Below are 23,192 nucleotides of genomic sequence, written 5' to 3'. Positions count from 1 at the left end.
GCGGGTGTCCCCTCTCACTCCAGACGAGACTTATCGCGAGTTCGTCGCTTGGCCGGGTAGGCGCACAGCTGTTGTGGTCCTCCACGACGACGCGCCGCACACCGGGCCGAAAGCCTGCTGGAGCGGCGGTACCTCCTGAGCGCAGATCATGGCCCTGAGGTCGTAGGCATCTCATCCCAGCCCGCTGGGGGTCCTATGTGACCAAGGCACGAACGACGCAGAGGGCCGACCACTCCGGCGATCACGTCCCCGATTTCTTCGTGCGGCTAAGCAACGGCGACGGACGGTTGGTGGACGTGCAGTGACTCCGCCCGTCGGCGTGATGGATGGCCATCTGGCCATCGGCCGGGTTCGCCACCGAGGATCGCAAGATCGCCCGACAGATCGCAGAGCGCACTCGCACGGGCAAGCCAGAACCCCCCACGGGCAGTTAAAATTGCGAAGGCTTCGCGGACCGCGGCTGTGTCGACCCCGATAAATGGCACGGACGGCTCAGCCTGTTGGTGGCACCCTGTCCGACGAAACGACATGTCGGGAATCTGCGACACGCTCAGACACGCCCAGCGACTGCGCACCTCCGGTGCTTCACTGGGCTTGAAGGCTTGTTCACTAAGCTAGCCCTCGTTCCCGAGCAGGGTGGAAGAGCGAGACCACGATGCGCATATCCAGGGTGACTATAAAAAACCACAGCCGGGTCCGGGACCTGGACCTTGAACTGAGGAGACACGCCGTCATCGTTGGCGCCAACGACGTCGGAAAGTCGTCGATCCTCCGAATGCTGAATCTAGCGCTCGGTTCGTCAACGGCCAGCCTGTACCAGGCCCTGTCCCCAAGCGATCTGCGGGACCCCCAGCAGCCTCTGCTGGTCGATGTCATTTGGACCGACTTCAGCGACAAGGACCGAGCGCCGTTCCCCGCTGAGATCAGTGTGGCTGAGGACCAAGAGAGTGAGTCGCTCTGGGTTCAGATGCGCGTCGAGGCTCACCCCGAGGATGACGAGGCAGTCACGGTGCGGCGGTGGTTCCCCGAAAGCGGACACGAGCGGGTGCCGAGCCGCGAGCAACTGGAAGCCTTCGGCTGGCGCTATCTCAGAGCAACGAGGGGGGCTTCGATCATGGAGGGTCCGATGAGCCCGGTGAGGACGCTCCTCGACGCTGCCGACCTCGGCGACAACGAGAAGACTCTGAAGAACCTGTTGACCCAGTTCAATGAAGAACTGGATGCGAACGAGTCGGTGGGTGACCTCCTAACAACGGTTGCGACCCATCTCAGCCGTGCGATGCCACGCCAAGTGGAGCGGGAGGAGTTCGCCATCCGCAGCGTCGCTGACCCAGAGAAGGACATGCTCGGCAACGTCGCGCTTTTCCTGAACCGTGACGAGCACCAGGTCTCCCTCCATGAGCAGTCGGACGGTGTGCGCCAACTGATGGCGATGACGCTCTTCGACCTCGCGGAAGGGGCTGCGAACGTCATCGCTATTGACGAGCCGGAACTGCACCTTCATCCGACCAGCCAGCGAACGATCGCAGACTTGCTCAGCGGCGAGGGAAACCAGAAGATTCTCGTGACCCACTCGCCCTACATCCTGCACCGCTTTGAGCCGGCCGAAATTATTGCGATAGATCGGTACGGGACCGCCCGCCAGATTGGTTCCAGCACACTATCGAAAGTCGAGAAGGTGCGAGCGCACTGGTGGTCGCCGCGCCTGCTAGAGGCATTAGCAGCGCGGTTCGTGATCCTGGTCGAGGGAGCCGCAGACCGTGTGATCGTGGAGGCTGTTGCGCGCGCCCTGGAAATCGATCTAGACCGGCTGGGGGCGGTCGTAGTGGACCTGGACGGCGCGGAGAAGTTCAGGAATGTCTTCCCACTGCTCGGGCCCGATGGCTTTGGCCCCACCCTTCTTGGCCTGGTGGACCGGCAGGAGAGCGGAAGTTGGATCGGCGCCTTCGGGGGTAAGGCTGCCACCATCGTGGACAAGTGCGTGTTCGTCTCGGATGCAGACTTGGAGGATGAGTATGCCGAGGCGCTGGGCGGTCCGGGCACTGCGCGAGCCCTGATCAGCGGCGGGCACTGCCGGGAAGCCGCTGTAATCCAGACCGCCGGAGTCAAGGTCATCGAGGACATCACTCCAGAAGTGATCGCCGCGTACTGCCGTAAGGACAAGGTATCGGCGGCGGTGTGCGTCGGTGAATCGCTCACCAAGGAATCGGCGGAGAGAATCGGCAGCGTCGCGCGGCTTCTCCACACTCTAGAAGGCCTGGACCTTCTATGAAGGTCGAGGCGCTCAGCGGGGAGCATTCCGCCGCCGCAAAGGCAAAAGCGCGGCACGCCATGATCATCGCGCCCCCGGGTTGCGGCAAGACCGAAGTTCTAGCGCATCGCGCCGACCACCTGATCCAGTTCCTCGGGCCGAACCAACGCATCCTTGCGCTCACTTTCACCAACCGCGCTAAGACGAATCTCCATGAGCGGCTGCGCAACGTACTCGGCTACGCACGGATGCGCCGCTACGTGACTGTGCGCAACTTCCACGGGCACGCTACCGAAGTCGTCCTCGCCCATGGTCGGACCATCGGTCTGGACCCTGGCGGTCTCCTGCTACCCACGACCAGCAGGCTGCGCAAGGCATTGGAGGCGACGGGGACGAATGTGGAGAGGAGAAGGGCCGCCGAGGACCTTCTTGATGAGGTCAAGCGGGCGCCCCTCTCCGACGATGAAGTCATCGACGCCCTCACGAAGAAGAGGGATTGCGTCGGTGCTGATCTGGCGCTCCGTGTCGAAAAGGAACGCCAGACAGCCAAGCAACTTCACTACCAGGACCTGCTTCGGCACGCCCAGCGATTGCTGCGAATCCCGGCTGTCGGCCATTTGTATCGCTGTCACTTCGGCGCTGTTCTGGTCGATGAGTTCCAAGACCTATCGCTCCAGCAACTTGACCTCGTACGCCTCAGCTGCACAGCGCGGCAGACCTACGCCGGGGACCCGATGCAAGGCATCTTCTCGTGGGCCGGAGCCGCGCCCGAGCAGGTCGAGCGAGAAGTGCGGGACTCGTGTGCCGAGCCCATCATGCTCCGAGAGTCATACCGCGCCTCGCCGGGTGTACTGGCCACCGTCAACTCCGTGAGCAGATCTCTCGCCTCGACAACGCAACTGATCTCCGCAAGACCCGAGCGCTGGCCCATGGGTGGCTGCTCCGCCGCGCTCGTAGTGCAAGACCGGGCCGCTGAGGCTCGTCTTGTGGTCGGCCTGACGCAACAGATCATCGAACGTGACCCAACCGCTTCAGTAGGAGTGATTAGCAGGGCCGGATGGCGTCGCGAGGATATTGACAGGGCGTTCACCTCGCTGCCTGACATCCCCGTGCGAAGGTGGGACCTGGCGCTGGAGGACCCTCGTGTAGTCGCCCTTATCCGGGAGATGGTCGCGTCGCTGCCTCGTGGCGCAACACTCGATGTTGCGCGCGAAGCGGTGCTCGACGCCGTCGATCCTTCTGACGTGGACACCTTGGAACAGGTCAATGATGCCTTCGCCGCCTTGGAGCAAGGCCGGTCCAGCACTGCCCGAGAAGCGCTGAGTTCGATCCGCGTGTCCGACCCGAATCAGGCGGTCGGTCCTGGAGTGCACCTTCTCAATGCTCATGCCGGTAAGGGACAAGAGTTCGACTGGGTGTTCGTCATCGGCCTGGAGGAGGGGCACATGCCCCACAAGAAGAGCAGCCACGGCGAAGCGCTGATCGAGGAACATCGCGTTCTGCTCGTCATGCTTTCGCGGGCCCGGCATGGACTCGTCGTCTCGCGAGCGCAAATGAACTATGGCCGGTATGGCACCTACGCGGCAACGCAGAGCAGGTGGTGGGACACCATCGAAAGCGAGTGCACCACCTTGGCTGAGGTTGAGGCCCACATCGGTGCGCTACCTCCGAAAGGCTCAACCTGAGTCTCACCGCACTCGGACCGTAGCTCTCCTGTGTGACGGCGCGAAGAGGGCTGGGTTAGAGGTTGGGAATGCCGCCGACTGCTTCGTCCACGAAGCGCACGCGCGCAGTCTCACGGATGTCCGCGTCGATGTGAATCCGACCGAACGGCTGGGTCATCTGGGTCGAGGCGTCACTGCATCAGCTAGGTCAGCGTCCACCGTCTGAAGCCACCCTCGGAATCGATGACCTGCCCGACAATCCACCGCCCCGCATCAGAGACCAAAAACTCGACGAGGCGAGCTGGGTCGTCCGGTTCACCGAACCTACCCAGCGGGAACCGCTGCAACAGGTCTTCGCACAACTCCCGGCTGTAGATGGTCTCGGGATCCAGATAACCGGTATTAACCGGCCCGGGATTAACGGCGTTGAGCAGAATCCCCCGGTCGATCAATTCATCAGCCACCGTCGGAACCAGCCCCGCCAACATTGCCTTGGTACCCGCGTACCCCACCTCGCCGGGCATCGGGCCCAGCGCCTGCCCGGACGTCATCCAGATGACGCGGCCCGACTCCCCCACACATTGCTGTGCAAATCCTTGAGTGAGCAACAACACCGATTGCGCATTCACCCGCCAATGCGACTCCAACTCCCCCGCGGTGATGTGCGCCAGGCTACTGTCGCCACCAGAACGGGCATGGTTGGCCACAAGAATGTCGACCGGCTGGTCCAACCAGTCGATCACTCTCGACGCCTCGGCTGGGTCCTCGAAGTCCGCGTGCGTATGCCGCAGCACCGCGCCATCATGCAGCTGCGCTGACAGTTCGGCCATCACTGAATAGATGTCTTGCCCACCCCATGGCTGGGCTTGATCGTGGCCGACGTTGTGGGTGAGATACAGACTCGCACCCGCCCGCGCAAACCGCGATGCCACCGAGAAACCGATGCCGCGTGCGCGACTCACACCCGTGATCAGAGCTGCTCTGCCTGACAAACCCTTTGACGTCACCACACATACCCTTCACGGAGACTGCTGCACTCACCACGAATTCATAAGGTAAAGCTAGAGTTCCTGTCCTCATCAACGCAGCACCAGACGACGACATCATCGAAGCCGAAGCCCTGGCCGCCACCGTGTTCGGCGACAGCGCTGAGCGATCTGCCCAGCGCGCCGGGGAACTCATCGACCGGGTGCGCACCGCACCTGGTTCGCTCCAGATCTGGTTCATACGCGGACCCGCCGGGCGGATCGTGCGCTCCGGGCGAATCGACTTCGTCGACGGCACCGACTTCGCTGGTCTGTGGGGCGGCGCCTGCGACACGGCCCACCGCGGGCTCGGGCTGTACCGCGCGCTCACCGCCGCCCGAGCCAGGTCGGCGGCGGCGCGCGGCAGGTCCTACCTACGCGCTGACTGCACGCACCTGTCCCAACCCATCCTGGCGCGCGCCGGTCTCGTGCCGATCACCACGACCACGCCCGCGCTGTGGACGCGAGGCGGGGCCGAAGCGTGAGCTGCTCTCAGTCGGACCCCAGCACCTCGTTCGGGACGTCGTCCCAGGACTCCTGGGTGAACGCCATCTGCCAGAACCGGATCTCGTGGTAGCAGCTCAGTTCGAACGCGCGCGCCATCCGGGCGCGTTCGGCCGGCCCTGCCTGCGCGGCGAGCTGATCGCAGCGCTCCAGGAGGTCCGAAAGCAGCTGTTGCGAGTCGGGCGAACCGTAGAACGTCCACCACTCGTGGAACGGGTTGTTCTCAGCCGTGGCCGGATCGACCTGTTGCAGGTAGCGCTCCCCCGCCCAGATGTAGGTCCACGGGCACGGCAGCAACGCGAACGACAACACACCCAGGCTGTCGTGGCCGCTGACCATCATGTGGTCGATGTAGGCCTGTGATGAAGGCGCCAGCCGAGCGTGCTGCACCTGCTCGTAATCCACCCCGAACGCGCGGCACATGACGTGGTGCGGGTGGGTTTCGTCATTGAGCAGGAACAGCGACGAGTCGACGAAGTGCTCCATCCAGGCCCGGTCGGGCGAGGCCGCCATCCCCAGCCCATAGCAACGCAGATACGCCGACAGGTACTGGTGGTCCTGCCCGACATAGAACAGGGTGGCTTCCCTGCTCAGAGAGCCATCGCGCAGCCCCGCCAGGAACGGGTGCGCCCAGAACGCCTCGAAGAGACGATCGTGGTCCCGTCGCAGGGCAGCGGTGAAGCCCTCACCTGCGGGGACATTCGTTTGGGTGTCGAGATTGTGGTCGAGAGTGGTCATCAAGTCCTCCCGAGCGCGTGGGAGCCCACCAGGGGTGAGCTGCCGCGTTCCCTCCGCTCGCGTGATCGAGATCAGGTTCCACGGGTCCGGGCCGGTCTGCCCATCTCAGTCCTGGTGCCCAGGACGCCCCGCGCGGCGCCTTGAGCCTAGTGAGGCGCCCGGCGCTTGCCAAGACTCGTGGTCCAGTCAGGCGAGCTCCTTTCCTGCGATAGCCGAGGAGGAGCCGATCGGCGCCCGCCCCGATAGTCGACAGCGGGTTTGTCTGCCCAACGTGCCGCCACGCCCCAGTAAGCCGTCGCGTGCGCTGCGCCAACCGCTCAGGCGCGGGCCTGGGCGGCCGACGTGGCCTGCGTCGCAGCAGCGTTCACGGCCGACGCTCGTGCGCGACCCCTGCGCAGCCAGCCCGCAACAGGCAGGCCTGGAGTACCACGCAGAACCCTTCCTGCGGCAGTGCGTCCCTCACCCCTTCAGCGTCCAAGAATCCCGGCGACGGCGTACGAGCGTGAGCAGAGCTGCCCCGAGCAGGAGCAGCATCACCCCAGTGCCGGTCAACGTCCAGATGGCAGCCCCGGTGAAGGGCAGCGTCCCGGACCCGTCCTTGCCGTCGCCCGGGTAGTCAGTGGACCCGGTCCGCCCCCGGCTGGCGCCTGTTTCAGGCGAAACACCCGAGGTGTCCTTGGACGATGGCCGGTGGGTGTTGCGAGCGTTGGTGGGTTTTTTGGGGTGGACCTTCGCGTTCGTACCTCCCGAACCGGCCGTGCTCGACGGTCCGGGTTTCACAGGTGCGCGGGTGGGCGAGACGGATGGAGCGGCCGTCGGATCCCCGGTCGGGTCGCCGGTCGGGTCGCCGGTCGGGTCGCCGGTCGGGTCGCCGGTCGGATTGACCGTCGGGTCACCGGTCGGGTCGCCGGTCGGGGCGCCAGTTGGATCACCAGTCGGGCCGCCAGTCGGGTTGGCCGTCGGGTCATTTGGCTCTCCGGTCGGGCTGACCGTGGTGGGCGGCGTGGGTCGCGGTGGTGCCGGCAGCTGCCTGAGCGCGAAATCGACGTCCAGATCCTCTTGCCCCTGGGCAAGGGTGAGAAGGGTTTCGGCCGGATCGGCACCGTCACGGTCCTGTTGCGGAGTCCAACCCGCCGGTACCTGTGAGATGCGGACCAGGTAGCGGCCGTAGGGCATATCCCCGAAGAGGTATCGCCCATCCGCTCCGGTGCGCGTCGTGAAGGTGATGTCATCGCCGGAGACCGCCTTGCGACCTCCGGGCAGAGTCTCCCCGTCGAGAAGACCGTCGAATCCTGCCCACGTCGCCCTCACCAGAACGTTCGGGGCTGGCGGCTCTGCCGGGTCGAGAACGTAGTCGCGGTTGTCATCGCGCCAGACGGTGTCACCGAAAGCGGCAACGTCGCTGAACGTGACGCCGGCAGGTAGCTCAGTGCGCCCGCCTACCGGAGTGTTCCCGGACTGGGAGGTGGTGTTGGCACCTGCCGGCAAGGACGAGGTCACGGTGGCGGTCACCGGACCCGCGGGCGGGTCGACGACACTCCAGGTGCCGTCCGCGCCAGTCGTGACCACCTCGCAGCGCCCGTTTGCGAAGCACACGTTCACCCTGATGCCCGGCATGCCGCTTTCGCCGGGGCCCTGCGACCCGTCACCATCGCGATCCAGGAAGATCACTCCGGTCACGCTCTGGGCCGTTCCGATCAGGGCGAAATCTACGGCGTCATTCGGGTGTTCGCTGGCCGCGGGTTTCTGCGGGTTCCCAGTACGCACCGTGACAACTCCCTGCGGGACGAGCCGACCGTCGGCGTCGGTCGGAGCCAGCGTGAGATTGGTGGCGCTGAAGTCCACACCGTCCAGATCCCAGGATGGAGTCAGCGATGAGGCGTCCTGGCCCTGCGGAGCGATCGACACGGTGTACTCCCCCGGTGGCAGACCGGTGAGCGTGTAACCGCCCTGTCCATCGGTTGTCGTGGTGAAGGTGTGATCGTCACCTGGGTCTTCCTGCGATCCGAACACGCCGTCAGGTCCGGCCCAGGTGGCTCGCACCAGCACGCCGGCGACCCCCGGTTCGCTCGGGCCGCTCGCGGAGACATCGCGCTCGCCGTCCCTGTCGTAGTCGAGCCAGACGAGATCCCCGATTTGCAGGTCGGCCTTGACGAAGCCGAAATCGACCTCGGTGGCCGCGATACCGTCCGCGTCCGGGCCTTCAGCGGTAGTAGTCACCGTTCCCACGCCGGTCTCCGATTGGCTCAGGCTCAGTTCGACGCGAGCCCGCTGGAGGGCACTGCCTGAGCTGGCGGAGCCCGAGTACGGTCCTGAGTCCACGTCCCAGGTGGGTACGTCCCAGGCTGAGGCGCCGGTAGCGTCCGTTGTTGCCGTGGTGAGCCGATAGCGGCCCGCGGGCAGGTGGTCGATGAGGTAGGCGCCGTCGGTGGTGGTAGCCACGGTCCACCTCTGGTCGTCACCCGGCTCGGTGGCGGTGCCGAACACATTGTCGAACCCCGCCCAGACGGCGGTCACAGCAGCGCCGACGATGCCGGCTTCTCCCGAGTCCTGAACGCCGTCGCGGTTCGCGTCCCACCACACGCGGTCACCGAGGGAAAGTGTTCCGACGAGCCCGATGTCCAGACCGTCGACGCGCTTGCCCTCGCTCTCGGTGAAGGTCATCGCCGCGCCGTCCGGCAGCCTGTCGTGCCGGAAGGAATCGATCCTTGTGCCGGCGAGGGGGCCGTTGGCGAGAACTACTTGGTACTCCCCCGTCGGCAGGTGGCCCTTCCAGCTCCACACACCGTTGGCTTCGGTGATGACCTTTTTGTCGAAGCCCTGCGGCCCGGTGATGCGCACCGTGGCATCAGGGACACGTGCCTCATCGGCGTCGGCCTTCCCATCGGTGTTCCGGTCGAGCCACACCATGCCCGAGAGGCCACCGGGTAGGTCGATTTCGACGCCTGTGCCTGCTGGGGCGACATCGTCGTACAGAGCTCGTTGCGGTGTCCCTTTCGGCTGGGAGGCGTACGTGGCGTCGACGAAGTTGACGAAGTCGTAGCCTCCGCGATCCACGATCTGTTCCGCATCAGCGGGGATCCTGACGCAGTATGAGAACGAGAGTTCCTCATCCCGCTGCAGTGCGTCGATCGTGAAGAACTGGCGCGTCAATCCCGAGCCCGGCGTCGTTGTCTCCGCGCCGAGTTTGACCCGTGGCGGTAACCGCCGGTCGCAGTCCTTGACGAAGGTGAGCCCTTCGGTTCGGTCATCGAACACCATGACGTCGTGCGCCGTGGCTGTTCCGGTGTTCTTGACCGTGAGGGTGTAGCGCAGCAGTTCATCCGGTGACGCATGCCGATGCTGGACCTCCGTCTGCCCGTCGGCGACGCTCTTGGCGACGGCAATGAACGGAACCGACACGGTGAAGTCGGCGCGCGCTGGTTCGGAGCCGTACGTCGTGGTCCAGTCCGTGTCCGGGGCGGGGTTGGCGCGGATCACGTCGGTGCCGTTCCAGCCGGCGCTGACGATGTTCGACGTCGCGCTCGAGGCTGCCGCGGCCGAGGTCACCCGTGCTGTGTAGGTGATGGAGATGGTCCGTGCCTGAGGCACGGCGTCAATATCGCCGACGAACCAGTGCAACTCGTCCGCGTCCTTGGTCGGGCTGACCTGGGGCGCTAGGTCGCAGGCGCCGGTGCCGCCGTCGAAGTTCACGTAGGTACAGGCCGATCCGGTCGTCTCCTCGTAACTCAGATACGGCGAAGGTGTGTCGGTGATCGTCAGGTCATAGACGCGCACCCCGGACGGGATCGTTGCCGTCACGGTGTAGGTCTGCACACCACCGGGGGCGAGCTGATCGTAAGCGCGGGCTTTCGTCACGGTGATCACCTGCGGGCCGACGGAATCGCTCGTCGCTGCTCGGTAGGTGCTCCGCTCGGAGCTACTCGCCCCCGGCAACGAACTGGCGGTAGCAACAACGGAGTTCCGCAACGGTTGGTTGGGGTCGATTCCGGTGAGGACCGTCGCCGGATAGGTGATGGTGAGGTTGCCCTGTGAGGCGATCTGGGGCACCGTCCACGTCACGGTGCGCGCTTGCTCATCCCAGACACCCGTCACATCCTGGCCGCCGATCTTCCCTTTGGCGCGGCCCTGCTCATCAAGCTCTGGACGCAGCACCAGCGGGAGGGTGTCGACGACCTTGACGTCGTGGGCGACGGAGGCGGCTGGCGAGTTTTGGTTGGTCACCGTGACGGTGTAGTCGATGGTGTTGCCCGCGCTGACGCGCAGGTTGCTACCGCCCTGGTGACTCTTGCTGATGGCCAGCCGGGGTTCACGCAGCCCGAGGTTGGCATCCACGTCCTCCCACACGGCGTAGCCCTGGGCGGCGGCGCGAGTACCGCCGTCGACGGGGATGGGCGGCGCGGCATCGAGCCGGTCCGTGGTGGAACCGACCACGTACGCCCAGTTCTTCAGGGTGTACCCGTGTTTGGTGTCCTGGGTGTTCTCAACCCTTGCCTGGACCGTCATGGTGCACTCGTACGGGACATTCATATTCGTTCGGGTAGCGGCCGCTTCGTCCAGCCACCACACGAGCCGCTTCTTGTCCTCGCTGACGGACACCGTTCCGGCGCCGCTGCTACCGGCGCACGAACGGGTGTCGGTGTTTTCGATGCTCAAACCGGTAGGCATCTCGTCCAGCACTGTCAGGTCGTGCAGGGTGGCGTGGGCCGGCACGCGCGCGGTGATGGTGTAGTCCACGAGCTCACCGATGGTCGCAGTCGGCACCGAGGTCTTAGCGATACTCGGCCAGGGGCGACCTGCAACGCGGCTCTCCGATTCGATGTACCGGTCCGTGTTGACCAAGGCGCTGGGGGTGCGTTCACCCGCAAGTGTATCGGCCAAGCTGCTCGTCTCCACGGTGGTCGTCACCGTGTAGCTGGCACCGACGACAAGAGGGTCGGGCACACCCAGCTCGACGGTTGCCTGCACGCTTGAGCCGGGTGCGAGCGTCGGGATCGTCCATTCGATGATCCTCGAGCGACCGTCGGTTTCGGTGCACGCTCCCTCGGCCTCTCCCATCGGTGGCACGCTGGCGGGGCATCGCAGCACGTCGGGAACCTGCACCCGCACAACGGTCCCGTGAGCCGTCGACGAACCGTCCATATTGGTGGCGGTGATGGTCAACGGGACCGTCCCACCTGCGGTGAGCGTGGAACCCATCTGCATGTTGAGGTCGATGTCGGGTTCGACGACGGGGGTCTGCGTGGAGGCCTGTAGGTGGATCGCTTGCGGATTCGGCCCCGGTGAGCGGTAGTCCAGGTTCGCCGTGTTCTGCAGGGCGACCCCGTGCACGGCATCGGAGTTGTTCGCGACCCGCGCGGAGTAGGTCAGCACGAGTGAGCGTGCGGCATCATCGGGATTGCTCATCGGACTGGTGGTCGTCCACGTGACCGAGCCGTTATCGGCGGTCGAGGCTTCCGGCGCGGCCAGGCCGGTGAAGGTGGGACTCGTCATCGCCGGCGCGGGATCGGTCAAGAGCACCAAGCCGGGGGCAAGAACATCCCGGATGACCGTGCCGGTCGGCAAGGTGGTCTTGGCGGGCACCGTCACGGTGACCTTGTAGTCGATGCGCTCACCGATCGTGGCCTGAGCCTGGGTGTTACCCGATTCGGTCACCGCCGTCGTGTGCGTCTTGTCCATGGTTGCCGGCGACACGGTGACGGCGAGCTCGGCCCGACCCTGCAGGGGCTCCGTGTTGCTCGTCAGCGACGGGTCAGGTCCGCGCTCGGGGACGAAGATGAACGGTTTGCCGCTCTGGTTGGTGTCTGTCTGGAACTGGGTGACGTAGGCGGTGTTGGTGTAGGTCTCACCGGGTGCCGGGTCCTGTGGGACCGCTAGCTGGTAGGTCAGGAGCACCTGTTTGTTAGCGGGTATGTCGGCGATGGTGACCTTGGCGAAGCCGCCCTCGCAGCTCGTTTCCAAAGAGGTCTGGACACCGTTCAGGGTGCTGGTCATGGCCTCGGGACAGCTCATTCGGGCGGGGTAGCGATCCCAGACGACGACCTGCTTGGCGTCGAGGTTGCCGTCGTTTTTGACGGTGACGGTGTACTCGATGCTGTCCCCGGCGCTGTTGGCCGCGTCGGCGACGTCAGCGTTCTTCGTCACGTTTCGCGCCGACTTCGACATCGACAGGGCTGGCTCGTTCCACTTCACGCCGACACTGGCACGACCCTGGTAGGTCGCACCGCTGGTGTCCTGGTAGCTGAGCTTTGCGAGGTTGTCGGTCAGATCCTCCGGTTGGGCGCCCTTGGGGTCGATGATCTGGCTCTCCAGGTAGATGACCAGCGGATCGTTCTGCGGGATCTCGTAACGGGGCTCGACGGTGATCGATCGTTGCGTTCCATCGGGGCTGCTCGGCGTCCAGGCTTCGCCACCTGGTCGAGTGCCGGCTCCCTGCACCCACTTGTCTGTCCAGACGTGGCCCTGCGGCAGGGTGTCGGTGATCCGAACGGAGGCGGTACTCAGCGTTTCGGGCAGGGTGAGGGTGATGCGCCAACACACCTTGTCGCCGGGGCCGAACGGCAACGAGGGCGACGCGTCGGACCTCCATGCCCGCAGGGCGATCCCGGCCGGGTCGCAGGACCCGTTGTCGGCCGGAGCGGCGACCTGCTTAGCGAATTCGACTGCCCCGGCATGCTGCACCGCGCTGCTCTGATCCCCCAGTCGGCGACTGCCGACGCTCGTATCCCGATCCGTCAGCTCCCCGGTTGTCGTGACGGTGTTGCTCCAGGAGTCGTTGGCGAGCACGCGCCCGTTGTCGGCGACGCGGTAGTTCTCCATCGTCTTGGTGGTGAAGCTCAACGTGGCGCGTTTGCCCTGCAACCCAGGGCCGCTGGCAGTACCCGCGGCAATACCCGGAGACCAGGTCAGCGTGATCGTTCCGTCGTCGGTGTTGTAGGACCCCGTCGGGGCGGCGACCGCCGGGTCTGAAACCGGCGGCGCTTCGTTGTCTGGGCACGGCTCACCCGGAGACGTGCCGCTGAGGATCACTCCTTGCGGGCACAACCCGTCGGGAAGGACGTCGGTGATCTGCACGCCGTCCCAGCTCGTGGCGTACTCACTGATCTGAGCGTTGATGGTCCACGTGGATGTCCCGCCGACCTTGATCGTCTCGGCGTTGGTGCTCTTCTGGACGGCCAGGTCCTCGATGGTCACGGTCTCGGTATCGCGGGCCGTGCTTGAGCGACCGAGGTAGCTACCGGTGACCAGCGCTGCGCCGATGGCGCTGCGCTCCCCCGCCGGCTCGGCGGTCACGGCGCCCGTGTTGTTGTCCAGGTTCGCCGCTTGCGTACCACCTGTTGCAGGGGCATTACCGGGCCACATGGCGTTGGCCCGCTGCGGCGCCCCCACCAGATAGGAGTAGGTTTTCTTCGCGTTCGCGGCCAGTTCTCCGACGTCATTCCACGTCAGCTTGGTGTAGACACCGGCAGGCAGTGAAGCCGTCGCTTCTGCCTGCGAGATCTCCACCGTCTCAACCCGGTCAGCAGGGGTACACCCGGACAGCGCTGTCCCCACCAGAGTCCCGGACCCCTCATACTCGGGTGTCTGATTCGTGGTGTTGTCGACGTCCCCGCAGCCCAGGTATTCCAGCTCGGCAGGGATGTAGTCGACGACCTGCCCCAAGGTGGATCGGCCGATGCCGTTATTGGTGATGGTCACGCTCGTGGGGTACCGGTTGTCGTGGATGCCACGTACGACCTCGTGCTCGGGGGCGTCGATGTCCTTCTCGATGAGGAACGGAACGATGTTGAGGCTGCCCGTGGTGCTCATCGCTCCGGTCGCGGAGGTCGAGGCGGTGACGCCATCGACGGGCGTCCCGGGTTTGAGGTCGCCTGCCTTGATGACAGGGTCCGGTTTGGGCGTTGCAGCGTTGGCCGTCGCTGCTTCGTCTTCGGTGTAGAAGTCCGGAACGTAGTTGGGTGAGGTGTTGACGTAGACCACACCCGGAACGTCCACGGGGCCGGTCTCGGTGAAGGTGGCCTGAACGTCCAGGACCGTCGCGACACCGGCGAGCAGGTCGGATGCGTTCTCCCAGATGTAGACCGTGTTGGTGCCCTGCGCGTAGGTGTACGTGGCTGCACCGAGCGGATTCCTCGACGCCCAGGATTCGGTGGACCCGCGTAGCGTCGCGGTCACGTCTTTGGCTGTGGACGGCAGAACGATCCGGAAGGTCGCGTTGTACTGCGGTGTATTCGAGTCGTTCTTGGCGACGAAACGCACCGTCTCGGGACGACCGAGCAGGAGGTCTGCGCCCTGGTGCGGCGGGGAGAACGTAAGGGTGGCACCTGGAATGGGCGCAGGCGAGGGTTCGGCCGCGGCTGCAACTCGGGGCGCCAGAGAGCCCAGAAGCGGCTCAATGGGGACCAACGCCCCGGTGGCCACCAGAAGGAAGACCAGGCTCGCGCGGATCATCATTACGGGACGGCACCATCGGGACACGGGTCCGCTCCTGCCCGTTGCTATCGATACTGACCGCGTCCTTATCGGCGGCCGATTTCACAGCGTGAGCAAAAGAACGTCTCGATTCGGGTGAAAACCCTTACCCGTCAACGGTTTGCGCCACTGACCACCGGTTCGTCCAGGCCAGCGAGCAGCTCAGCCCACCAAGGAAAAAGCCAGGTCAGGCAGGTCCAGACCACGAGCGCGCACAACAGGATCGCCAGCAGTAGTCGAACCCACCACGGGCCGGGCAACAGACGCCACAGGGCCGCATACATTAGTGACCACCCTCCCTTCGCACTGCGCGATCGGCGGCAGCGTAGGCGCCAACCGGGCCGGACGTACCGGCCCGAGCGCCTGCAGCCGCACGGGGTGCGTCGGCCGACAGTTCCGCCGGGGGACCTTGCGAGCGCGGTACCTGCCGCTCCAGCAGGGCGTACCCGACATACCGCAAGCGGGCGCTGAAGGGCGGATGGCAAGCCACGAGCGTCATCCACGCCTGAGTGGGTTGAGCGCCTGGCTGGTCGGGGACGGGAGCGAGCACCTGCGTGGCGCCAGGTTCCACAATCTGGTGCCGGACAAACCGGTACACCGACCAGCCGGGAGCCGTCTCCACAATGATTGGGTCCCCCGGCTGGAGTCGGTCGATATGCCGGTAGGGGCGACCGTAGGTCACCCGATGCCCCGCGGTCGCGAAGTTACCGACCTCACCCGGCAGAGCCGAATCTGGGACATGGCCGATCCCCCGCTTCAATACGGAAAGGTCGGTGCCCTCGACAACCGGCACCGGTTTTTCCTCGAAGCGAGGCACCGTGATGACGGCGAACTCACGGCCAGACTCAGGGACCGGCAGCTGCTTGTGGGGCAGCGCTGGCGTTTCGAACCTGGAGTGCAGGCGCGCGACGGATTTATCGTGCTCGGGTGCTGCGGCAGCGTCGGTGCCCCACACGAACCACGCCGCGAAGCCGAGGACGATCACGCCAGCGGTGAGCAGAAGTTCCCCGATAACGCTGATGACGCGCCAGAACAGACGTGAGCCCATGCGCACCTCCCCGTCCGGTTCCTTTCGCAGGTTGCTCTCCTCGAAGCGCTCCACCTTTACGGGGTGCGCGAGCCGGTGGTGATGAGCGCGACGTCTTGAGGACGCCACCTGCGCGGCATGCCGAGTCTAGTCAGAGAGGGTGAGAAGCGTTCCGATTGCTGCGCTCCGACTCCACTCAGCCCGCGGCATTCGCCGCCGATGAAGAAACAGACATCCCACCCGTCTGAGGAGATCGACAATGGCCCTGTTCCGCCGTACTGCACCGGAGGCCGCACCGGTGCTGGGATCCGTTTCTACGGCGCCAATCGACGACGGGCGGGACGCCCGGATCGCTGAGCTCGAAGCGCAAGTGGCTGCAGCCCAAGCGGAGCAGGTGTTCATCACCCAGCGGTTCGACCTCATGGTGAAAGCCTCGGACATCGGACTGTGGGACATGAGCGTCGAGGCCGGCGACCCGGTCAACCCGAACAACGAATTCTGGTGGAGCCAAGAATTCCGGCACATGATCGGCTTCACCGATGAGCGGGACTTCCCCAACGTTCTGGACAGTTGGGCATCCCGCCTGCACCCGGAAGATTCCGAACGCACCCTGACCGCGTTCGCAAATCACCTCAACGACTATTCAGGTAGGACTCCCTACGACCTGGAGTACCGCCTGCAGTTGAAGAACGGCGACTACAAATGGTTCCGGGCCAGCGGGGCCACGTTGCGCGACAGCAAGGGCATGCCGCTTCGAGTAGCTGGGGCTTTGCACGATATCCACCGCACCAAGCTTTTGGTGACTAGCGCCGAAGACACCGCCGAGCGGCTGCGTGATTCCTCCGCTTCCCTTGCTGCGGTGAGCAATGAGATGGCGGCTGCCTCACACCGAGCGATCGCAGCAGTCACTAGTTCTGCGGAACGGATGCGCAAACTCGACGACTCCAGCAACAAGATCGGTCAGGTCGTCGAGCTCATCACCAAGATCGCGCAGCAGACGAACCTGCTGGCCCTGAACGCCACCATCGAAGCCGCCCGCGCAGGCGATTCCGGTAAGGGATTCGCGGTCGTCGCCGGAGAGGTCAAGGAACTCGCAACCGAAACCTCCGACGCCACCAGCGACATCGCTGCCCAGGTGGAAACGATCCGCCAGGACGCCCAGAGCGCAATCTCCGGCATTCAAGAGATCAGCGAGATCATGGGTGACCTGGACCGCTACCAGCAGTCCATCAGTGACGTCGTCGAGCAGCAGCGCATGGTCGCCGAGAGTTCGCGTCACTGAAGCTGACGCTGAACGCGAGCGCGACTGGTGAACGGGTCCCGGCCTGAGCGGAAGATCGGACCCGGACATCGAGGGCTCGCTCAAGACCGAGCGGCGACTGCGTTTCGTCGCTCAGCAAGCACCAGGGTCGTTCGCCCTCGCCTCGGCGAATGCTGTCGTTGGAGGGCTTCAACGCTGCAACCGGCTGGCGACCGCGTCCCCTGCGGCCGCCTCGATGACAGCAGGGTCGCCGACGACGGCCAACTCATCGGTGGCGCGGGACAGCCCGACGTACAGCTTTTCCTTGGCCCGTTCTTTGGCTTGCGCGTCGTTGACGCACAGCACGACGACGCGACGCTCCAACCCTTTGCAGCCGAGCACATGCCCGTAGAAGACGTCATCGTCTTCCCAGAACGCCCGCCAATACTCTTGCGGGTCGCTCTCATCGAAGCGCTCCACCTGCACGGGATGCCGTGAACCGGTCGTGATGAGGGCGACGTCCTGAGGGCGCCACCCGCGTTCGAGCAGCTCCTCGACGATCTCGTCGGCGCGTTCTACCGCCTCTTCGGCCTGGCAGGAAACGAGCCGGACTGCCGGACCATCACCGCCCATCGGACGCATCTTCATCGGGGTCAGCGGGGCGAACACGTCGGCGATCTGGCGGGTGTTGCGCAGGTTGTGATCCAGCACCAACGGCACCAGCGGTACCGGGGGCCGTCCGAAACGGGCGAAGACGCGCTGATTCTCGTCGGTGTAGACGAACAATCCCCCGGTCTCCTCATCCCGCAGTGCGGCCAGCAACGGCATCCACCAGCCGTCGGCGAAGTCTTGCGCCTCATCGACGATGATCGCGTCGAACCGGTCCTGCACCGGCAGTTCGGCCGCCAGGCTCGCCATCTGCGCCGGGAGGCGATGCTCCCAGAAGTCACTGTCCTGGCGGGTGCCGCCCGGCGCGCCCCACGAGCGACCCAACTCCTCGAAGGTGCCGACGAACGCTGGCCTCTTCTTGCGGCTCAGACCACGCAGCTCGCGCCGGAAGTACTCGGCCAGCCCGATCGAATAACACAGCAGCGCCACTCGCTGTGGCGGCCGGTCGTGGCGACCACGGGTCAAGTCCTTCGCTTGAGCCAACGCCAACACGGTCTTGCCACTGCCGGCTCCCCCACGCACCTCGACGCGGTTCAACAACCGGGTCACCCCGAGCAGGGTCGCCTGTTCCAGGGTGAGTCGGTCCGCCCGGGAGGCCCGCTCATCGGCCACGGCGACGACGTCCTCGGTCGGCAACCTCCGGCCGTGCAGGATCTGCAGCATCAACTCGACATCGTCGTGGCTGGGCGCCCGGTGATCCCGCTCGCGTTCTGGGATCTGCCTCAGCCGCGTCGCCAGGTCCGCCTGGTCACTTCGCCCGTGGATCAGCCAGCGGGGGCAATCCGGGGTGGCGAAGTCCCCAGCGATATCGGTGTATGGCATGACAACGGCGTGCGCCCACCGGATCCGGCTGCGTGAGGAGTCACGCCAGCGCGGGTCGGACTCGACGTAGTCCCGAATCGCATACCGGGTTCGCCGAGCCTGATCGACCGGATGGATCCGACGCTTGCCGTGCCCAGAGGTGCTCCACCACTGGCCGGTGGGATCAAGGGAGCAACTGCCCCCTTTGACCTCGACGACGACGACCCCCACCTCGGGCAGCAGCAGCACGAGGTCCGCCTCGTGATCCTTGTTCTCATCGGTCAGTCGCAGGCTGGACAGCACGACGGCCTCCGGCGGCAGGTCGGCTACCAGCCGCTCCCACACCTGCTGCTCCGAGTGCGTGTTGTGCTGAGGATCCGCCGGTACTGCGCGTGCGCCCATACTCCAGCGTCACACGGATCGGGTCCATCAGAGCAGTCCCGACGCCGACAACCCTCGAGCACGACGCCCGATACAAGCAGTTGGGGTCCTCGGCTCCAGGTCGGTGCTCAGGCCCTCCAATCTGGGTAGGAGTCCTGCGCTCCGGCGTGCTGGACCGCGTGCGCCGCGAAATCGTTTGCGCGATGAGCCGACTGGAGCAAGGTGGACCCGGCGGCCAGACCTTGCGCGAGCGCACCGGCGAAGGCGTCGCCCGCGCCGGTGGTGTCGACCACCGGTACGGCGTCTGCCGGCACTGCGTCGATGGAGTCACCAGCGCCGATGAGCGCCCCGTCACCGCCCAGGGTCATCGCCACCGTGGGCACCCCCGCCGCTAGCAGCGCCACCATGAGCGCGCGCGGGTCGCCCGCGTCGGTACCGGACCCGCCGAGCAATTCCAGCGCCCCTAGCCCCTCGTGCTCGTTGACGATGAGCGGGTCCGCGCAGCGCAGCACCTCCGCCGGGTAGTCCACGACCGGGGCGAGGTTGATGACGATGCGCGCGCCGCGCCCGTGGGCGGCCTGTGCCGCCTGCGCCGCAATCTCGACGGGTACCTCTCCTTGCAAGACGCACACATCCCCAGTGCCCAAGTCGGCCAGGGCAGACACCTCGATTTCGTTCAGCGCCGCGTTGGCGCCCGGGATGACGATGATCGAGTTCTCGCCGTCCGCGGAGACCGTGATGAGGGCGATTCCGGTCGGTCCCTCGACGACGCGCACGCCGCTGACATCGACCCCTGCGCGACGCAGCCCCGCCAGCGCGACCTGGGCGTTGGCGTCCGAACCGACACAGCCGATCATCGTCACGTTCGCCCCGGCCAGGGCCGCCGCCACCGCCTGATTAGCGCCTTTGCCACCTGAGCGGGTCTCACCGCCCTGGCCCAGCACTGTCTCACCGGGCAACGGATGTCGCTGCACCCGCGCGAACAGGTCGACGTTCAAAGAACCCAGCACCACGACCCGGCCAGCCCGATGAGCTGCCTGAGTCGCAGCATTGGTGTTGTGTTCGTTCATATTTCCAACTCCCCGAGGTTCTCACCGGTCGCAGTTCTGGCCCGCACGTAGATCGCTGACAACAGCTCTCCCATGCTGTCAACCATCGTTACGTTCTCATCATCGTTTCAGCGGTGAGTTCGGAGGCGCACAACCGTCAAAGCGGGGACGCCTCGAACCTGCGACGACGCGGTCTGGACCCGATGTGCCCACCGGGGGCAGACACCCACCCGCACTCCCGGTTAGGCTCGCCTAAGTACGGACCATGGACCGGGGGAGCCTGCTTATGACGCGGTACGGCAAAGTGGAACGCGGAATCGTCGCCTCCTACACAGCGGTGGCATCCAGGGCTATGGCCCTGCCACCCCAGCGTGAGCACTACCCGCAGTTCCCGACACAGGTAGTGGACGTCGTCGACCTCTCCCCCGCATTTCGCCGAGTTGTGTTGCAGGCACCGGAGCTACACACCCTGGAGCGGATGGGACCCGATGAGTACGTCGGGGTTTTCATGCCGCGACCTGGAATAGAGCTGGTCTTGCCGGAGAACGTATTCAACCCGCGGTCGGCGCTGGGTCGGATCCCCGAGCACGTGCGGCCGGAGTTACGTTGGTACACGATCCGGGCACACCGGCCAGATGAGGGGCGACTCGATCTCGACATCATCTCCCGCGGCCACGACGGACCGGGGGCGCAGTGGATCAACTCGGTGGCTCCCGGTGACCACGTGGGCCTGCGCGTACAGACAGCCCTGTACGCATCGGCGCCCCCGACCGGGCACCACCTTCTGCTGGCAGACGAGACGGGCCTGCCCGGGATTCTCTCCATCCTTGATGAGCACGCTCAGCGCAGCGCGGACACCTCCCCGATGCCGCGGCTGACCACGCTGGCCGAGGTCCCGGGTGCCGATCACATCTACGACGAAGTGCGGATGTCGGGCGTCGATGTACGTTTCCGCGGCGATTCAGCACCAGGTAGCGCGCTTCTCCCGGCGCTGCGCGAGCTGACCCTGGGCCGGATCGATTACGCCTGGATCTGCGCAGAAGGCTCCACCGTGGCAGCCGCGAAGAAGTACCTCACCAAGGAACTCGGCGTGCCGCGTCGCGCGATCACGAGCTCCGGGTTCTGGCGCCTCGGCCGGGCCCGTCCCTGAGCTGACCCCGCAGAGCCCGACGCGGTCTCGTCCCGCAGTGGGGACGAGACCGCGTCGGTGTGCTCCTCAATCCGAAGCCGGGTTTGAAACCCTGCGCACCTCAGCGGACGCTCACGATGGGCGGGTGGCCCCGGGCTTCTTAACTTTCAGTCCCAGCGCATGGGCGATGGCGAAGAAGACCTCAGTGTTGTCCAGGACTCCGTTGAAGCGCTCGGAGCCGTGCCCCGAAGCGACGATGCTGACGTCCTCGACGGTGTGTACACAGTTGCTCTGCTTGTAAGGCAGGTTGCCGACCTGCACCAAGGCGCCGGGATCCCGCTTGGGGTTGTCCACAGCCCTGCCCCTGGCGTCCGCGAGCGCAGGCTGGGCGAACGTCTCGTTGTGCTGGAAGTCATCCGAGTGGTCCGGGTGGTTGGACCAGCCGTAGAAGAGCTGCACATCGGGGTCGGGGCTGTCCGGGAAGCCGTCACCGTCGCTGTCCACATAGGTGGGGAATCCCGCGTCGCCGTACACGCCATTACCTTCGCGGTCCGGAGAAGGCTTGCCGCGGCGGTCGTGGGTGCCCACAATGCTCATTGCATGGTTGTGGTCAGCCGTGACGACGATGAGCGTGTCACCGTGCTTGGCTGCCCATTCCTTGGCGATCCCCACGCACTTGTCCAACTCGATGCAGTCGTAGACGGCCCGCGGCCCATCCAGGGGGTGTTCCATCTTGTCGATCGAGGCAGCCTCGACCATCAGGAAGAAGCCTTCCTTGCGCTTCTCCAGAATGGACAACGCTGACCGCGTCATCTCCATCAGGGTGGGCTGATCGTTCCACTCCTTGAGGACCTCGGCCTTCTTGTGGTGCTCGCGGTCCAGGTACACGTTGAGGTGACCGGTGTGGAAAGTGCCCAGCAGCTTGCCCGGGTTCTTCTTCATGGCGCGCTTGAGCTCAGCGCGGGTCGTCACATGTGTGAAGCCCTTGGCTTTGAACTCCTTGCGCAGGTCGCGGTTGTCCTCCCGCTCCGAGCCCTTCTCGGTCTTGGGCAAGAGTGCGGCCAGTCCCCCACCGAGGTACACATCAGGCATCTGACCGGGTTGCAAGGCCTGGTCCATGATCGAGGCGTACTCCGAGCGTCGGCGCGTGTGCGCGAAGACTGCCGCCGGAGTGGCGTCCTGGATCTCGGCGGTGGTGACGATGCCGACCGCCATACCCCGCGAGCGCTTGACGATCTCGGCCAGGGTCTCCACCCGGGGATGCGCGGCAGGATCAGCGGCGTTGCCCTCGTAGACGCCCATGGCGTTCACCGAGCTCTTGTGCCCGGTCATGTACGCAGACATGGAGTTGGCCGAGTCGGTGGCGATCGAGTCGTAGCCGGAAGTTGTCACCAGACCGCGGTGGTCCATGACATCCATCTCGAGCAGGCTGTGGTATTTCCCCTCGGTCATCCCCTTGGACAGGATGCGGGCCGCGGTGACCGCGGGTTGCCCCATACCGTCGCCGAGGAAGAAGATGACGTTCTTCACTCCCCTGCCGCGGGTGTGCGTCGTGACGGCTTCGTGGTGCACCTTCGCCGTAGCCTTGCTGGCCCCGCTCGTCACCGTCGCGGTGATGGTGATCTTCCCGGCCGAAGGGTAATAGACGTCCTGGTAGGTGACCTCCAAGCTGCCCGGCTCCGAACTAGTCCGCAGCGGCGTGCCCCGCAGTAGGTGCAGCGGCCCAGATTCGTTCTCGACGGTGATTTCGATACGGGCCGTCATCGGGTCGATTCCGGTAGCTTCGACCCGCAGATCGAACAGCGCGTTCACCAAGAACTTGGCTCGATCAATCGGCAGGATCCGCACCGAAGGCCGAGGAGAAGCCGCTTCGCTCAAACCAGGGTGGCGAGCCACGCCGATACTGCTGCGGGTGGTGAACGTGTGCGGGTCCAAGGTGCGCAGGTTGGCAGCTGAAGCTGGGGTCGTGAGGCCGGTGTGGGCGGCCGAACCTGCGGCGCGGCTCTGCTCCGGCGCCGCTAGGCCGACGACGACCGCGCCAGCGGCAGCACCACCGCCGCGCAAGACAGAGCGCCTGGTGGGGGCGTTGGAGGGGGAAGGAGCATGACTTTCGGGCATGACGGTCCTCGTGGCAGTTGTGGGGTGTAGTTCGCTCGGCATCAGGTGGTTCGCAGATACACCAGTGCCACCCTGTCTGCTCAAGCGAGGCGATACAGGTTCTCGCCACCGAACCGTGGGCGAA

At 65.5% G+C, this 23,192-nt stretch carries 13 protein-coding genes, 1 pseudogene and 1 riboswitch; of the genes and pseudogenes, 6 read left to right on the top strand and 8 right to left on the bottom strand.

Going from position 1 to position 23,192, the window contains the following annotated elements; genetic code table 11:
* Positions 1–655: 655 nt before the first annotated feature.
* Both G9V96_RS01730 and G9V96_RS01725 read left to right on the top strand, forming a co-directional pair.
* Positions 656–2,272, top strand: a complete 1,617-nt coding sequence (locus G9V96_RS01730) for an ATP-dependent nuclease (RefSeq protein ID WP_168581490.1) — start codon at positions 656–658, stop codon at positions 2,270–2,272.
* Positions 2,269–3,936, top strand: coding sequence for a UvrD-helicase domain-containing protein (locus tag G9V96_RS01725; protein WP_168581489.1), 1,668 nt, complete (start codon positions 2,269–2,271; stop codon positions 3,934–3,936). Before G9V96_RS01730 ends, G9V96_RS01725 begins: the two co-directional genes overlap by 4 nt.
* Before the next feature lie 182 nt (positions 3,937–4,118).
* Here G9V96_RS01725 and G9V96_RS01720 read toward each other — a convergent pair whose 3' ends face one another.
* Positions 4,119–4,922: an SDR family oxidoreductase gene (locus G9V96_RS01720; RefSeq protein WP_168581488.1), complete on the bottom strand. Its 804-nt coding sequence runs from the start codon at positions 4,920–4,922 to the stop codon at positions 4,119–4,121.
* Between the two features lie 125 nt (positions 4,923–5,047).
* Between G9V96_RS01720 and G9V96_RS01715 the strand changes: the two genes are divergently transcribed.
* The gene (locus tag G9V96_RS01715) at positions 5,048–5,425 is read left to right on the top strand and encodes a hypothetical protein (protein WP_168581487.1); all 378 of its coding nucleotides are present in this window, start codon (positions 5,048–5,050) and stop codon (positions 5,423–5,425) included.
* Between the two features lie 7 nt (positions 5,426–5,432).
* Here the strand turns inward: G9V96_RS01715 and G9V96_RS01710 are convergent, their stop codons facing one another.
* From G9V96_RS01710 to G9V96_RS01695, 4 genes are all read right to left on the bottom strand, one after another.
* On the bottom strand, positions 5,433–6,182 hold the full coding sequence (locus G9V96_RS01710; RefSeq protein ID WP_168581486.1) for a TenA family protein: 750 nt from the start codon (positions 6,180–6,182) through the stop codon (positions 5,433–5,435).
* A 30-nt stretch (positions 6,183–6,212) separates the two neighbouring features.
* Positions 6,213–6,323: riboswitch (TPP riboswitch) on the bottom strand.
* Between the two features lie 318 nt (positions 6,324–6,641).
* Positions 6,642–14,636 (bottom strand): isopeptide-forming domain-containing fimbrial protein, encoded by a 7,995-nt coding sequence (locus G9V96_RS01705; protein ID WP_168581485.1) that lies wholly within the window; start codon positions 14,634–14,636, stop codon positions 6,642–6,644.
* Between the two features lie 131 nt (positions 14,637–14,767).
* Positions 14,768–14,938, bottom strand: coding sequence for a hypothetical protein (locus G9V96_RS01700; protein WP_168581484.1), 171 nt, complete (start codon positions 14,936–14,938; stop codon positions 14,768–14,770).
* On the bottom strand, positions 14,938–15,702 hold the full coding sequence (locus G9V96_RS01695) for a class E sortase (protein ID WP_168581483.1): 765 nt from the start codon (positions 15,700–15,702) through the stop codon (positions 14,938–14,940). The genes G9V96_RS01700 and G9V96_RS01695 overlap by 1 nt, the downstream gene beginning before the upstream one ends.
* A 238-nt stretch (positions 15,703–15,940) precedes the next feature.
* Here G9V96_RS01695 and G9V96_RS15355 point away from each other — a divergent pair.
* Together G9V96_RS15355 and G9V96_RS15350 are read left to right on the top strand one after the other, a co-directional pair.
* Positions 15,941–16,438, top strand: a pseudogene (locus G9V96_RS15355) (PAS domain-containing protein); the annotation flags it as partial.
* Positions 16,427–16,963: a methyl-accepting chemotaxis protein gene (locus G9V96_RS15350; RefSeq protein WP_226913609.1), complete on the top strand. Its 537-nt coding sequence runs from the start codon at positions 16,427–16,429 to the stop codon at positions 16,961–16,963. The pseudogene G9V96_RS15355 and the gene G9V96_RS15350, both read left to right, overlap by 12 nt.
* Before the next feature lie 168 nt (positions 16,964–17,131).
* On the opposite strand, the gene G9V96_RS01685 is transcribed toward G9V96_RS15350, so the two are convergent.
* A complete protein-coding gene (locus tag G9V96_RS01685) occupies positions 17,132–18,793 on the bottom strand; it encodes an NERD domain-containing protein (protein WP_168581481.1) in 1,662 nt (553 codons plus the stop codon).
* A 107-nt stretch (positions 18,794–18,900) separates the two neighbouring features.
* Positions 18,901–19,842 (bottom strand): ribokinase, encoded by a 942-nt coding sequence (locus G9V96_RS01680; RefSeq protein ID WP_168581480.1) that lies wholly within the window; start codon positions 19,840–19,842, stop codon positions 18,901–18,903.
* Positions 19,843–20,107: 265 nt separating this feature from the next.
* Here G9V96_RS01680 and G9V96_RS01675 point away from each other — a divergent pair, with 265 nt between their 5' ends.
* The gene (locus tag G9V96_RS01675; RefSeq protein ID WP_168581479.1) at positions 20,108–20,971 is read left to right on the top strand and encodes a siderophore-interacting protein; all 864 of its coding nucleotides are present in this window, start codon (positions 20,108–20,110) and stop codon (positions 20,969–20,971) included.
* 111 nt (positions 20,972–21,082) lie between these two features.
* On the opposite strand, the gene G9V96_RS01670 is transcribed toward G9V96_RS01675, so the two are convergent.
* On the bottom strand, positions 21,083–23,068 hold the full coding sequence (locus G9V96_RS01670) for an alkaline phosphatase (RefSeq protein WP_168581478.1): 1,986 nt from the start codon (positions 23,066–23,068) through the stop codon (positions 21,083–21,085).
* Positions 23,069–23,192 lie beyond the last annotated feature (124 nt).

Source organism: Gephyromycinifex aptenodytis (assembly GCF_012277275.1).
In the GTDB taxonomy this organism is placed as follows: domain Bacteria; phylum Actinomycetota; class Actinomycetes; order Actinomycetales; family Dermatophilaceae; genus Gephyromycinifex; species Gephyromycinifex aptenodytis.
The sequence above is the reverse complement of the archived record's forward strand: the minus strand, read 5'-3'. Positions and strand labels throughout refer to the sequence as shown.

Bases quoted from the DNA above. Each gene is read 5' to 3' on its own strand.
- G9V96_RS01730 (WP_168581490.1), top strand. From the start codon at position 656: ATGCGCATATCCAGGGTGACTATAAAAAACCACAGCCGGGTCCGGGAC.
- G9V96_RS01725 (WP_168581489.1), top strand. From the start codon at position 2,269: ATGAAGGTCGAGGCGCTCAGCGGGGAGCATTCCGCCGCCGCAAAGGCA.
- G9V96_RS01710 (WP_168581486.1), bottom strand. From the start codon at position 6,182: ATGACCACTCTCGACCACAATCTCGACACCCAAACGAATGTCCCCGCA.
- G9V96_RS01705 (WP_168581485.1), bottom strand. From the start codon at position 14,636: ATGATGATCCGCGCGAGCCTGGTCTTCCTTCTGGTGGCCACCGGGGCG.
- G9V96_RS01700 (WP_168581484.1), bottom strand. From the start codon at position 14,938: ATGTATGCGGCCCTGTGGCGTCTGTTGCCCGGCCCGTGGTGGGTTCGA.
- G9V96_RS01695 (WP_168581483.1), bottom strand. From the start codon at position 15,702: ATGGGCTCACGTCTGTTCTGGCGCGTCATCAGCGTTATCGGGGAACTT.
- G9V96_RS15350 (WP_226913609.1), top strand. From the start codon at position 16,427: ATGCCGCTTCGAGTAGCTGGGGCTTTGCACGATATCCACCGCACCAAG.
- G9V96_RS01685 (WP_168581481.1), bottom strand. From the start codon at position 18,793: ATGGGCGCACGCGCAGTACCGGCGGATCCTCAGCACAACACGCACTCG.
- G9V96_RS01680 (WP_168581480.1), bottom strand. From the start codon at position 19,842: ATGAACGAACACAACACCAATGCTGCGACTCAGGCAGCTCATCGGGCT.
- G9V96_RS01675 (WP_168581479.1), top strand. From the start codon at position 20,108: ATGACGCGGTACGGCAAAGTGGAACGCGGAATCGTCGCCTCCTACACA.
- G9V96_RS01670 (WP_168581478.1), bottom strand. From the start codon at position 23,068: ATGCCCGAAAGTCATGCTCCTTCCCCCTCCAACGCCCCCACCAGGCGC.